Annotated in this window: 10 protein-coding genes; 3 read left to right on the forward strand and 7 right to left on the reverse strand. The window is 68.1% G+C overall.

Annotated elements, in window-relative coordinates; translation table 11 throughout:
* The first annotated feature begins 92 nt into the window (after positions 1 to 92).
* Both B7495_RS07205 and sufU read left to right on the forward strand, forming a co-directional pair.
* Entirely contained in the window at positions 93 to 1,454 is a 1,362-nt protein-coding gene (locus B7495_RS07205) for an aminotransferase class V-fold PLP-dependent enzyme (RefSeq protein ID WP_088455975.1), read from the forward strand.
* A complete protein-coding gene (gene sufU / locus B7495_RS07210; RefSeq protein WP_088455976.1) occupies positions 1,451 to 1,948 on the forward strand; it encodes a Fe-S cluster assembly sulfur transfer protein SufU in 498 nt (165 codons plus the stop codon). Before B7495_RS07205 ends, sufU begins: the two co-directional genes overlap by 4 nt.
* 26 nt (positions 1,949 to 1,974) lie before the next feature.
* On the opposite strand, the gene B7495_RS07215 is transcribed toward sufU, so the two are convergent.
* From B7495_RS07215 to B7495_RS07240, 6 genes are all read right to left on the reverse strand, one after another.
* Positions 1,975 to 2,904 (reverse strand): BadF/BadG/BcrA/BcrD ATPase family protein, encoded by a 930-nt coding sequence (locus tag B7495_RS07215; protein ID WP_088455977.1) that lies wholly within the window; start codon positions 2,902 to 2,904, stop codon positions 1,975 to 1,977.
* Positions 2,901 to 3,971 carry a 1,4-beta-xylanase gene (locus B7495_RS07220; protein ID WP_240632487.1) on the reverse strand — a complete coding sequence of 357 codons (1,071 nt, stop codon included), beginning with the start codon at positions 3,969 to 3,971 and terminating at the stop codon, positions 2,901 to 2,903. Before B7495_RS07220 ends, B7495_RS07215 begins: the two co-directional genes overlap by 4 nt.
* On the reverse strand, positions 3,971 to 6,481 hold the full coding sequence (locus B7495_RS07225) for a glycoside hydrolase family 2 protein (RefSeq protein ID WP_088455978.1): 2,511 nt from the start codon (positions 6,479 to 6,481) through the stop codon (positions 3,971 to 3,973). The genes B7495_RS07220 and B7495_RS07225 overlap by 1 nt, the downstream gene beginning before the upstream one ends.
* A 16-nt stretch (positions 6,482 to 6,497) precedes the next feature.
* On the reverse strand, positions 6,498 to 7,322 hold the full coding sequence (locus B7495_RS07230; RefSeq protein WP_088455979.1) for a carbohydrate ABC transporter permease: 825 nt from the start codon (positions 7,320 to 7,322) through the stop codon (positions 6,498 to 6,500).
* Positions 7,319 to 8,218 (reverse strand): carbohydrate ABC transporter permease, encoded by a 900-nt coding sequence (locus tag B7495_RS07235; RefSeq protein ID WP_240632488.1) that lies wholly within the window; start codon positions 8,216 to 8,218, stop codon positions 7,319 to 7,321. The genes B7495_RS07230 and B7495_RS07235 overlap by 4 nt, the downstream gene beginning before the upstream one ends.
* 184 nt (positions 8,219 to 8,402) lie before the next feature.
* Complete coding sequence (locus tag B7495_RS07240) at positions 8,403 to 9,695, reverse strand: ABC transporter substrate-binding protein (protein ID WP_088455980.1); 1,293 nt, start codon at positions 9,693 to 9,695, stop codon at positions 8,403 to 8,405.
* A 303-nt stretch (positions 9,696 to 9,998) separates the two neighbouring features.
* Between B7495_RS07240 and B7495_RS07245 the strand changes: the two genes are divergently transcribed.
* Complete coding sequence (locus B7495_RS07245) at positions 9,999 to 11,006, forward strand: LacI family DNA-binding transcriptional regulator (RefSeq protein ID WP_088455981.1); 1,008 nt, start codon at positions 9,999 to 10,001, stop codon at positions 11,004 to 11,006.
* Positions 11,007 to 11,040: 34 nt separating this feature from the next.
* On the opposite strand, the gene B7495_RS07250 is transcribed toward B7495_RS07245, so the two are convergent.
* The gene (locus B7495_RS07250; RefSeq protein WP_088455982.1) at positions 11,041 to 12,024 is read right to left on the reverse strand and encodes an acetylxylan esterase; all 984 of its coding nucleotides are present in this window, start codon (positions 12,022 to 12,024) and stop codon (positions 11,041 to 11,043) included.
* Positions 12,025 to 12,055: the final 31 nt, after the last annotated feature.

Here is a 12,055-nt window from a genome sequence, read left to right on the forward strand (position 1 = left end):
AGGCCTGAACCGCGCCAGGACGGCCGGCGCCGGCGTTTCGTATCCCGCCGTCATCCTCTGCCGGGGCCCGGCCTGTGGCGGTACCCTGAAGTATGACGTTCGTCGCACCACCCTCTGCCCCCGCGCGTGACCAGGCTCCGCATCACGAGAGCCTGCCTGACGAGAGCCTGGCCGACCAGACTCTGAGTTCCGATGAGGTGCTGCGGATTCGCAATGACTTCCCGGTGCTGCACCAGCTCGTCAACGGGCATCCGCTGGCCTACCTCGACTCCGGTGCCACCTCGCAGAACCCGATCAGCGTGATGGAGGCCGAGCAGGAGTACTACGAGCAGCGGAACGCCGCCGTGCACCGCGGCGCGCACACCCTGGCCTTCGCCGCCACCGAGGTGTTCGAGGCCGCCCGCGCCACGGTCGCCGCGTTCGTCGGCGCCCGGGAAGACGAGATCGTCTGGACCTCCAACGCCACCGAGGGTGTGAACCTCGTCTCGTACTCGTTCTCCAACGCGTCCCTCGGCCTCGGCGGCGCCGCCGCCGCCCGCTTCAAGCTGGGGTCCGCCGACGAGATCGTCGTCACCGAGATGGAGCACCACTCCAACCTCATCCCCTGGCAGCAGCTGGCGCTTCGCACCGGAGCCACCCTCCGTTTCATCCCGGTTCTGCCGGACGGCACCCTCGACATGGCCGCCGCCGCCGAGATCCTGAACCCGCGCACCCGGCTGCTGGCCGTCACCCACGCCTCCAACGTGGTGGGCACCATCAACCCCATCGACGAGCTCGTGGCCATGGCCCACGCCGTCGACGCCCTGGTCTTCCTGGACGCCTGCCAGTCGGCGCCGCACCTTGCCCTGGACCTCACCGCGCTCGACGTGGACTTCGCGGTGTTCTCCGGGCACAAGATGCTCGGCCCCACCGGCATCGGCGTGCTCTACGGCAAGGCCGAGCTGCTCGCCGCGATGCCGCCGTTCCTCACCGGTGGGTCCATGATCACCACCGTCGACATGCAGGGCGCCGAGTTCCTCACCCCGCCGCAGCGGTTCGAGGCCGGCACCCAGCGCATCTCCCAGGCCATCGCGCTGGCCTCCGCGGTCGACTACCTCAGCCACACCGGCATGGGCCGCATCCGCACCCGCGAAGCCGAACTCGGCCGCCGGCTCGTCGAGGGCGTCACCGCCATCCCCGGCGTGCGGCTGCTCGGCCCCGGACTCGGGGTCGAACGCATCGGCCTGGCCGCGGTGGATGTCGCCGGCGTGCACGCGCACGACGTCGGCCAGTTCCTCGACGAGGCCGGCATCGCCGTGCGGGTCGGGCACCACTGCGCCCAGCCGCTGCACAGGAAGCTCGGCGTCACCGCGTCCACCCGCGCGAGCACCTACCTGTACACGACCGACGACGAGGTCGACCAGTTCCTGGCCGTGCTCGCCGAGGTCGGCCCGTTCTTCGGAGTAGCCCGATGACCTCGTCCGCCATGCAGCAGCTGTACCAGCAGATCATCCTCGACCACGCGAAGTCCGCGCACGGCGCCGTCGCCGAGCTGTCGGAGCTCGACGAGGACGCGGCAGCGGTCGCCGCCGCCGCCGGTCTGCGCCAGGCCCAGTCGCACCAGGTGAACACCACCTGCGGCGATGAGATCACCGTGCGGGTGGCCCTGTCCGGCGCCGGGGCGGATGCCCGGATCGACGGCTTCGCCTGGCGGGGCGTCGGCTGCTCCATCTCGATGGCGTCGGCCTCAGTGCTCAACGACACCGTGCGCGGCGCCAGCGTCGCCGAGTCGCTGATCACGCTCGATCTGTTCCGGGAGATGCTGCGCTCCCGCGGCACCATCGAACCCGACGAAGAGGTGCTCGGCGACGCCGCGGCGTTCGCCGGCGTCTCCAAGTACCCGGCCAGGGTCAAGTGCGCCATGCTGCCCTGGGTGGCCTTCGAGGCCGCCCTGCTCCAGCTGGGCTAGCCGACTGACAATCCGGCCTGCCGCCACTAGCCGATCGAGCTGGCGATGCGGTCGCGCAGGGCGCTGGTGGGGGCCAGCCGGGCCAGGTACTCGGCGCCGTCGAGGGCGTTGGCGATGGCGGGGCGGATGTCGACGTCTGGCCACAGCTCGCGCAGACCCCGCTCGAACCGGGTGGCGATCTCGGGGGCGCGCAGCACCCCGCCGATGCCGCAGACCACGGGGGACGGGCCGGTGTCTTCGCCGACCCGGCGGAGCCCGGTGGCGGCCGAGAGCACCAGCTCTGCGGCGGCTCCGGCGCAGATCGCGGCGGCGACGGCATCCGTTGCGGCCAGTTCGGTGACCTGACGGGAGTAGGCGGCGATGCGGCTCACTCGCAGCGGATCGGCCTGCAGCTCGAGGTAGGCCATTTCGATGTGGGGGAACTCCCGGCGCATGACGGCGGACAGCGCCGTTGCGGGGCCGCGGCCGTCGTAGGCGCGCATCACGGCGTCCAGGGCCGCGCGGCCGAGCCAGTAGCCGCTGCCGGCGTCGCCGATCAGGTTGCCCCACCCGTCGATGCGGGCCACATCGTTCGCACCCACCGCGAGGGTGACCACGCCGGTGCCGGCGGCGACGACCACGCCGAGCTCGTCCCCGAGGGCGCCGAGGTAGCTCGTGACGGAGTCGTGGGCGAGGAAGACCTCGCGCACCCCGAGTGCCGCGCCGGCGGCGAGGAGTTCGCGCGGGTCGGTTTCGGCCTTCGAGAAGCCGGAGATGCCGGCGCTGACGGTGACGATCGGCTGCCGGGTCGATGACGCGACGGAGGCGACGACCTCGCCGAGCTGGGGGATCAGGGCGCTGTCGGTGCGGATCCCGCCGAATTCGAACGGAACCCACTCGCCGTTCCCGGTGTGCAGGCGCGCCCGGATACCGGTTTGGCCGGCGTCGATGGTGAGGGAGCTGGATTCGACACTCATGGGTGGTCCGTTCTTGCGGGTGGTACGGGTGCGGGTCGTACGGGTGCGGGTGGTGTTGAACTGAGCAGTGTGGAACTGGGCGGTGCGGAACTGGGCGGTGCGGCCAGCCAGGCCCGGTACTGGCGGCCCAGGAAGTCTGCGGCGGGTTTGCCGTAGACGCAGTAGTCGTCATTCTGCGCCGCATCGGCCGCCGCGTACAGGGTCGTCGGCCAGTCCCAGAGCATGAAGCCGCGCATCCATTCTCGCCGACAGGTGGCCGCGAACATGTCCTCGTAGTAGCGCAGCTGCTCGGCGCCGGAGGGAACCCCTGGCAGGGCCCAGTCGTTGGGCTTGCCGGGTGACCCGGTGCGGCTCGGGCAGCCGGCCTCCATGAAGAAGAACGGTTTGCCGGTGGCCGTCACGACCTGCTCGATGCGATCCAGCTGCTCGTCCCAGCTATCGATCGGGTAGTAGCCGCTGGAGGTGATCACGTCGACGGCGTCCCACCAGGAGACGTGGTCCTCCTGGAACTTGTCGCAGTTGTAAGTCACCAGGCCGCTGTATACCTCGCGCACCGCGGTGATCAGGGTGCGCCAGCGCGCATCCTGGCCGTCGGCGCGCACCATCTCGCAGCCTATGCAGAGCATCTCTGCGCCCTCCTCCTCGGCGAGCCGGGCGGCATGCAGGATGAACGCCGTGTACGACCGGAACCAGGCGGTCCAGCCGGGTTCGCCGGGCACCTCCCAGTCGAAGAAGCCGATGTAGGCGCGCCAAGTTCCGTCGGCGCAGTTGACCACGGGCTTGAGGCAGACCTTGAGCCCGTGCGCTTTGGCCTCGCGGATGGCCCAGCGCACCTCGTCGTCGGTTACCGTCGGCGCGTCGCCGAACGGGATCTCCTCCGATTGGGCGGTGTCCTGCAACGCCGCGTAGGCCAGGGCGGTCCAATTCACGCCGAGGTCGGCCATGAGCCGCATCGAGTCGGCGGCCGCCGGGGTCGCCCAGGTTCCCCGAACGCCCGTCCAGCCCCAGGTCATGCCGCAGACCGGTTCGGTGAGAACGGATGCCGCATCGGGGCCGGTCTTGTTCATCACCGCCGCACCAGCTGGTTGGTGCTGCGCGGCACACCCGGCGCCGTGAAAGCTGCCGGGTCGACCTCGAGCAGAGAGGTGACCGTGAAGACCACGCTTTCGCCGGGCAGCAGGGTGACCAGCATGTCGTCGACCAGGGCGTCCGGGTCGACCTTGTCGACCAACAAGACCAGGTCGCGGGTCAGCACCGGAACGGTGACCCGCACGCTGTAGCCGTCGGCGGTGCGCACGGCGCTCACCTTGGGGGTGCCCGGTGTCAGGGTGCTGTCTCGGGCTTCGGCGAAGAACCAGTGCCCACGCACCCCGGTCAGCTCGGCGCGGAGGAGCTCCGCTGCCGCATCCGTTGCCGCGGACACGGATGCGGGCAGCGGCACGGTCACGCTCGACCGCGCCGGCAGGGTGACCCGCTCGGCGTGCTCGGCCAGGACGGCTCCCGTGTCTGTGTACCGCCGCACCAGGAGCTCGCCGCTCCAGGTGTCGGCGGAGTCGTTGACCGCGATGACGGCCAGGCCGCTCTCGCGGGGCTGGATGGTGACCAGCCTGTCGGCGTAGGCGTGCTTGATCGCGTACAGCAGGGGCTTCGGCCGGCCGTAGCCGTCCACGGCGGCCCAGGAGGTGACCGGCCAGCAGTCGTTGAGCTGCCAGACGATACTGCCCATGCAGTGCGGGGACAGCGAGCGGAAGTGCTCGATCGCGGTGCTGATGGCGGTGGCCTGGTTCAGGGACATCGCCCAATGCCAGTCGCCGATCTCGTCGGGGAGCGGCAGGTGCGGCAGCAGTCCGTCGGTGAGCTTGACGTTGCCCTCCATGGCCTTCTGGTGCACGAGCATGCCCGGCGATTCCGGGGTCAGCGGCACATCGTGGATCGACTCCGTCAGGGTCGACCAGGTGGGCGGGCCCTGCCAGCCGAACTCGGCCACGAAGCGCGGCTGGTACTCACGGTATGCGGGGTAGTCGCGCTGGTTCCAGAGGTCCCAGATGTGCATGGTGCCGTGCTCGGGGTCGTTGGGGTGCAGGTCATGGGAGGCAGTGCCGGCAACCGGGGAGAACGGGCTGCCGGGCGTGTAGCCGATGTGCGGGGCCAGCTCGGCGACCAGGGCGGGAAACACGTCGTAGTAGAAGCCGCCGCCCCAGGTCTTGCCGTCCAGGCGCAGTTTCCAGTTCCATTCCTCGAAGCCCCAGAGGTTCTCGTTGTTGCCGTTCAGCACCACGAGCGACGGATGCGCGGCGAGCCTGGCGACGTTCTCCCTGGCCTCGGCCTCGATCTCGTGACCGAGCGGGGCCTCTTCGGCGTAGGCGGCGCAGGCGAGCAGGAAGTCCTGCCAGGTGAGGAGGCCGCGCTCGTCGCACAGGTCGTAGAAGTCGTCGCTCTCGAAGATGCCGCCGCCCCACACCCGGATCAGGTTGATGTTGGCGAACTCGGCCTGTGTGAGCCGGTCCAGGTAGCGTGCCTTGGTGACGCGGTGCGGGAAGGCGTCGTCGGGGATCCAGTTGGCGCCGCGCACGAACACCGGCTGGCCGTTGATGACCAGGGTGAACGGGGTGCCGTTCTCGTCGGGGGTGGTGTCGAATTCGACGGTGCGGAAGCCGATCCGGGTGCTCGACCGGTCCAGTTCCACCGCGGTGTCGGCCGCGCGCAGGGTGACCTCGAGCTCGTAGAGCGGGTGCTCACCGTAGCCGAGCGGCCACCACAGGTCCACATCGGGCACGCTCAGGCTCACGGTGGCGCCGGACGCTCCGGCCGGCAGTTCCACGGTGCGGCTGACGCCGGCGACGGATGCCGTGACGCTGACCGGGGTCTCCGTCGCGCGGTCCACCTCCACGTGCACGTCCACCAGCCCGGTGCTGGTCGGCCCTGTCGGGTCAGACACCGTGGCGATCGGGCGCACACTCGCCAGCCGGGCGGTCGACCAGCTGACCAGGGTCACCGGCTTCCACAGCCCGGAGGTGGACGTGTCGATGCCCCAGTCCCAGCCGAAGCTGCAGGCCATCTTGCGGATGGCGTTGTAGGGGTGGTGGTTCACGTGCGGACGGTAGCCGAGGTCCAGGCTCGCGGCATCCGCGGCCTTGATGGGGGAGCGGAACACCACCACGAGCTCGTTGAGGCCGGCTGTGAGGCGGGCGCTCACGTCGAAGCGGTAGCTGCGGTGCATATTGCGGGTAGTGCCCAGCGACACCCCGTTCAGTTCGATCTCGGCGATGGTGTCGAGCCCGGCGAAGACCAGCTCGGTCTTCTCGGCGCCGGCCGGGTTCCAGGCGAAGGTGGTGCTGTAGCGCCAGTCGGTCAGCCCGATCCAGGAGAGCAGCTGCTCGTTGCCGTCGAGGTACGGGTCGGGAATCAGCTCGGCGGCCAGCAGGTCGGTGTGCACGGAGCCGGGCACGGTGGCCGGCACGGTGAGGCGCCGGATGCTCGCCGGCACCGGTCCGTCCAGAGCGGTGACACTCCAGTCGGTGTCGAGCAACCGGGTGACGGGGGCAAGGGAGGACGAGGGGATGGTGTGTGCAGCCATTACGGGTTTCCAGACATTACTTGGTGGCTCCGGACGTGACGCCGTTGTAGATGAATCGTTGCAGGAACAGGAAGATGATCAGGGTCGGCACGATGACGATCATGATGCCGGCCGCGATGATCTCCCACTGTGCGCCGTACGGTCCCTGGAACCTGAAGAGCGAGGTGCTGATCACGGCCAGGTCCTGAGCTGGCATATAGAGGTAGGGGATGTAGAACTCGTTGTAGATGGCGATGCCCTTGATGATGACGACCGTGGCGATGGCGGGGCCGAGCAGCGGCAGGATGATGCGCCAGTACACCCCGAACCGGCTCGCGCCGTCGAGCATGGCGGCTTCGTCGAGCGACCGGGGAATCGACTGCATGAACTGGATGAAGATGTAGATCGAGAGGATGTCGGTACCCATGAACAGGATGATCGCGGCCCCGTGGGTGTTCACCAGGTGGAAGAAGTTCACCACCTGGTAGGTCGCCACCTGGGTGGTGACGGCCGGCACCAGGGTGGCCACGAGGAAGAGCCCGAAGACCACCTTCTTGAAGCGGAACTCGAACCTGTCGAGCACGTACGCGGCCATGGTGCCGATCAGGATGGTGCCGGTGACCGAGATCACCGCGATGATCGAGGTGTTCAGGAACCCGAGCATCATCCGACCGTCGACGAAGGCCGTGGCGAAGTTGGCGAAGTTGAACCAGTTCGACGGCGGCACCAGGGGACCGGTGGTGGCGTACTCGGTGTTGCTCTTCAGCGACGCGAACAGGATCACGATGATGGGCACGAGCGCGACGAGCGAACCGAGAACGAGGGACAGGTACTTCCCGGTGGTGCCGAGATGTCTGATCATGAGGCCAACGTCACTTTCTCGTCGGGGACGACCTTGCGCTGCAGCCAGGTGACGAGCAGCACGATGATGAGCAGGATGACCGCCATCGCCGAGGCGAGTCCGACCTTGCGGTACACGAAGGCCGTTTGGATGGTCTGGATGACGAAGGTCATGCTGCCGTTGGTGCCGCCGGTGATGATGTACGGCAGTTCGAACGCGGAGAGGCTGCCGGCGATAGCCAGGATGAAGGACAGGCTGATGATGCGCTGGATGCCCGGGGCGATGATGTAGCGGAACTGCTGCCACTTGTTCGCGCCGTCCAGGTCGGCCGCCTCGTAGAGTTCGCCGGGGATCGACTGGATCGCGCCGAGGAAGAGCACGAAGTTGAGGCCGATGTAGCGCCAGATGGCGACGCCGGCGAGGGAGTAGTTGACCACATCCGGGTTGCCGAGCCACTGGGTGGAGAGCTCGCCGAGGCCGACGAAGCCGAGCACGGCGTCGAGGGTGCCGCCCGGGCGGAAGAAGAACAGGAAGATGAACGCGATGGCGACGGCGTTGATCAGGTAGGGAAAGAACAGGATGCCCTTGAACAGGTTGCGGAACCGGGTCTTGAAGCTGAGGATCGTGGCGAAGTAAAGCGCCAGGGCCATCTGCAGGAACGACGCCCCGAAGTAGTACAGGCTGACCACGAAGACCTGCCAGTACTTGGGATCGGTGAAGATCTTGACGAAGTTGTTCAGCCCGACGACGTCTTTGGTCTTGTCCAGGCCGTCCCAGGAGGTGAAGCTGTACCAGATCATGTTGCCCACCGGGATATAGGTGAACGTGATCAGCAGGGCCAGCGGGATGGCCAGGAACAGCCACGGCATGACGATGGAGTCTTTGCGTTTGCCGGTTGCGCTGATGGTGGTGCGGATGAAGCGGTTCGAGAACCGGCTGAACAGGTCCGGCGCTTTCGCTGGGGCCAGTTGTTGAGACACCGAGCGTCCTTTCTTTTGCCTGGGGCAGTGTCGGTCTGGGCAGAGCGCGGCCGGCCGTTGAATGCCCGGCCGGCCGGCTGTTACTGCGGACTTCCCCTGGTGGTGCGGGTGGGGACGGGGGCTAGCCCTCGACGGATGCCTTGGCCTTGGCCCAGGCAGCGTTCAGGTCGGCGAAGAGCGACGCCTTGTCGCCGTCGGCGGCACCGCGGGCGGTGTCGACGATCCTCTGGCGGTAGAGCGGGCCGGTCAGGTCGATCTCGGACTCGCTGGTGATGTCGTTCTCCAGGGTGGCCTGGTCGGCCGGCACCGGCGTGAGCTCGAGGAATTCGACCCCGCTGGCCGTGAAGTCGGCGAGGGCGTCAGGGGCGGGGCCGTCGACGACGGGGGAGAGCCCGCCCTGGTCTGTGGCGTAGCCGGACTCCTGGGCGAACCAGTCGATCCAGGCGCGGGCCGTGGCCTTGTTCTTCGAGTTGATGCTGATGGCGTTCTGGTAGTCGCCACCGATCGTGGAGTACGACTGTCCGTCGACGGCACTGGGGAAGGCCATGTAGCCGATGTCCTCGGCCGATCCGCCGGCGGTCACCGCGGCATCCTGCATCTGGGTGATGGCCCAGGAGCCCAGGACCATGGAGCCGATCTCGCCGCTGCCGAGCCCGCCCTTGGACGATTCCCAGTCCGTTGTGGTGGGGTCTTCTTCACTCAGGCCCTGCGCGACGATGTCGTAGAGCAGCCCGTCGGCGATCTCGTGGTACTCGCCGGTCGCCCACGGGGCGTCGGACTCGACGAGGGTGATGGACGCGTCCTTGTCGCCGGTCGCGGCCCGGTTGCCGTCCCACTGGCTCAGCGGCCAGCCGTCGCCGTAGTTCGTGTAGTACGGCACCGCGTCGGTGTTGTCCTTGATGAGCTGGAGGTCGGCGAGGAATTCATCGGGGGTGGTCGGCATCTCGGTGACGCCGGCGTCGGCCCAGACATTCTTGTTGTAGACGATGCCCTGAGCATTTCCGGTGATGGCGACGCCGTAGGCGAGGTCGTCGTAGGCCTTCTCGGCGACGAAACGGTAGGTCTCGCTCATCTCCTCCAGGGAACCCAGCGGCTCGAAGAACTGTGCCAGCTGTACCTTGGTGACGGTGCTGGGAATGAGGAGCACGTCACCGTAGCTGCCCGAGGACAACCGCGTGGAGATGTCGGTTTCGTAGTCCTTGATGGCCTCGAACTTGACGGAGGTGCCGGGGTAGGCCTTTTCGAACTGGGCGGCGTAGTCCTTGAACACGGTGTCGACGATGTCGGTGCGCTGGGTGATCACGGTGATCTCCCCGGTGATCTCGCCCTCGTCTGCCGGGGCCGACCCGGAGCATCCTGCTAGTAGTGCGGTGGCCGCCAGAGCGGCTACCCCCATGATGAGCTTCTTTGCCATCGGTTTTCTCCTAATCGGTATCACCATTGACCCGTTGAGACACGACCGCGACTTCCCGCCCGTGGATCTCTGGTGTTGCTGTTGGGCCTCATGCTAGGCCCGGTTTTGGCGGGCCGTCAAACAAAAATGTCAGCGCTGTCCGAAGTTGTCCTATTCGCACTTGGGTGCCGTTGATCGTTGAAATAGCGGGGAACTCACGGGTTCATCGATCAAAAAACTCTTGCCGATGTCTGCAAAATGTCTTACGTTGACATGGCGATGATCTGGCCGGTTTTGGACTGCTCGCGGATCGAAGGAGATCTCATGACAACACAATCGCGCGCGACACTGGCCGACGTGGCGATGCTCGCGGGAGTGAGCTCCAAGACGGTGTCGCGGGTCTTCGCCGGTGCCGGCAACGTCTCGTCGGACACGCGGGAGCGGGTTCTCAAGGCCGCCAAGCGGTTGCGCTTCCGGCCCAACAACCTGGCCCGCAACCTGCGCCGCGGGGGAGTCACCAACACCGTCGCGTTCGTGATCGGCGACCTGAAGAACCCGTTCTACTTCCACGTCGCGGCCGGTATCGAACGCGAACTGGCACTCCGCGGTCTCACCATGGTGCTCGCCACGACGGATGACTCACCGGACAGCGAGGAACGCGTCGTGGACGCCCTGATCTCGCAACGGGTGCGGGCGCTGCTGCTGATCCCCATCGCCGACGACCAGTCCTACCTCGAGGGCGAACGCCAGCTGGGCACCCCGGTGGTGAGCGTCGACCGACCGGCCCGCAACCTCGTCGCCGACTCCGTGGTGCTGCAGAACCGCCAAGGTATGGCGGACGCGGTGCGCTCACTCACGGCCATCGGCCACCGTAGGATCGGTTTCATCTCCAACCCGTCCGCGATGTACACCCAGCGGGAACGCCTGGCCGGGTACCGCGAGGCGCTGCGCGAGGTGGGCGTCACCGAGACCGCGCAGTGGGAACGCCTCGACGATGACCCCGATATCTCGCCGGAGCTCGCCGTGCAGAGCCTGCTCGACCTGCCGGACCCGCCGACGGCGATCGTGGCCGGCAACAACCGCGGCAGCGCGGGCGCCGTGCGGGTGCTGCGCAATCTCGAGCCGCCGGTGGCGTTCATCGGCTTCGACGATTTCGAGTTGGCGGACGCCCTGGACATCTCCGTCGTGGCCTACGACCCGATGGAACTCGGCCGCACCGCCGCCCGGCTGGCGCTCGAGCACCTGGCGGACCCCGACTCGTTCACCAAGCAGGTCGAGATCCCCACCCGGCTGATCCACCGCGGCTCCGGCGAGATCCCGCCGCCGCGCTGAGCCGGCCGGCGGGCCAGTTGGCACCGGCGGGCGGCTACCCGGCCAGCTGGCGGGCCAGCCAGGCGGCCTGGCGCACGAAGTGGTGGCCCTGGCCGCCCTCGTGCTCGTTGAACGGGTACACCTCGATGTCGGCATCCGCTGCCCAGTGGTTGTGCGCGGCGAAAACCGTGGACGGCGGGCAGACGGGGTCGAGCAACCCCACCGAGAACAGCGCGGGAGCGGTGGCCCGCTTGGCGAAGTTGACCCCGTCGAAGTACGAGAGCGTCGCGAAGGTCTGCTCGACCTCGTCCCGGTGCACCGCGAGGTAGCGCACGACCTCCTGGTACGGGTCGTTGCCGGTCATTCCGACGGCGCGCTCGAAGTGGCAGAGGAAGGGCACCTCCGGCATAGCCGCAACCAGGCCGGTGGAGAGGGCCGCGGCCGCGATGGCGATGCCACCGCCCTGGCTGCCGCCGCACACCGACACCCGGTCCGGGTCGACCCTGTCGAGCGTGCGCACGGCGTCGATCGCGCGCACGGCATCGGTGAACACCCGCCGGTAGTAGTAGTCGTCGGGTGACTGGATGCCGCGGGTCATGAAGCCGGACCCGGCCGGTCCGCTGCCGTGCGGGTCGGCGGTGTCGCCACCGGAGCCCCAGCCGCTGCCCTGCCCGCGGGTGTCCATGAACAGGTAGGCGTAGCCGCTGGCCACCCAGCCGAGGTGCTCGTGCGGGAAGCCCCGGCCGCCGCCGTAACCGTTGTACTCGACCACCGCGGGCAACCGGGCCGGCAGCAACCCGGCCCTGTCGACGGGGAGCATGAACCACGCCTTGACGGGGTCACCGGCGAAGCCGTTGAAGGTGACGTCGTAGACCTCCACCTCGCTCAGCGGCGAGTCGACCCTGGTGAGCCGGGGCTCGGCCGGATGCAGCCGGGACTCGGCCAGGGTGCGCTGCCAGAACGCGTCGAAGTCGGCCGGTTCGGAGACCGCGGGGCGGTACTGCGTGAGCTCGGGCAGGGGCATGTCTAAGCGGGGCACTGGTTGCCTTTCTGGAGGGGCGAATGCGGGT

Source organism: Cryobacterium sp. LW097 (assembly GCF_002205495.2).
In the GTDB taxonomy this organism is placed as follows: Bacteria; Actinomycetota; Actinomycetes; order Actinomycetales; family Microbacteriaceae; genus Cryobacterium; species Cryobacterium zongtaii.

Bases quoted from the DNA above. Each gene is read 5' to 3' on its own strand.
- B7495_RS07215 (WP_088455977.1), bottom strand. From the start codon at position 2,904: ATGAGTGTCGAATCCAGCTCCCTCACCATCGACGCCGGCCAAACCGGT.
- B7495_RS07240 (WP_088455980.1), bottom strand. From the start codon at position 9,695: ATGGCAAAGAAGCTCATCATGGGGGTAGCCGCTCTGGCGGCCACCGCA.
- B7495_RS07220 (WP_240632487.1), bottom strand. From the start codon at position 3,971: ATGAACAAGACCGGCCCCGATGCGGCATCCGTTCTCACCGAACCGGTC.
- B7495_RS07225 (WP_088455978.1), bottom strand. From the start codon at position 6,481: ATGGCTGCACACACCATCCCCTCGTCCTCCCTTGCCCCCGTCACCCGG.
- B7495_RS07205 (WP_088455975.1), top strand. From the start codon at position 93: ATGACGTTCGTCGCACCACCCTCTGCCCCCGCGCGTGACCAGGCTCCG.
- B7495_RS07245 (WP_088455981.1), top strand. From the start codon at position 9,999: ATGACAACACAATCGCGCGCGACACTGGCCGACGTGGCGATGCTCGCG.
- sufU (WP_088455976.1), top strand. From the start codon at position 1,451: ATGACCTCGTCCGCCATGCAGCAGCTGTACCAGCAGATCATCCTCGAC.
- B7495_RS07230 (WP_088455979.1), bottom strand. From the start codon at position 7,322: ATGATCAGACATCTCGGCACCACCGGGAAGTACCTGTCCCTCGTTCTC.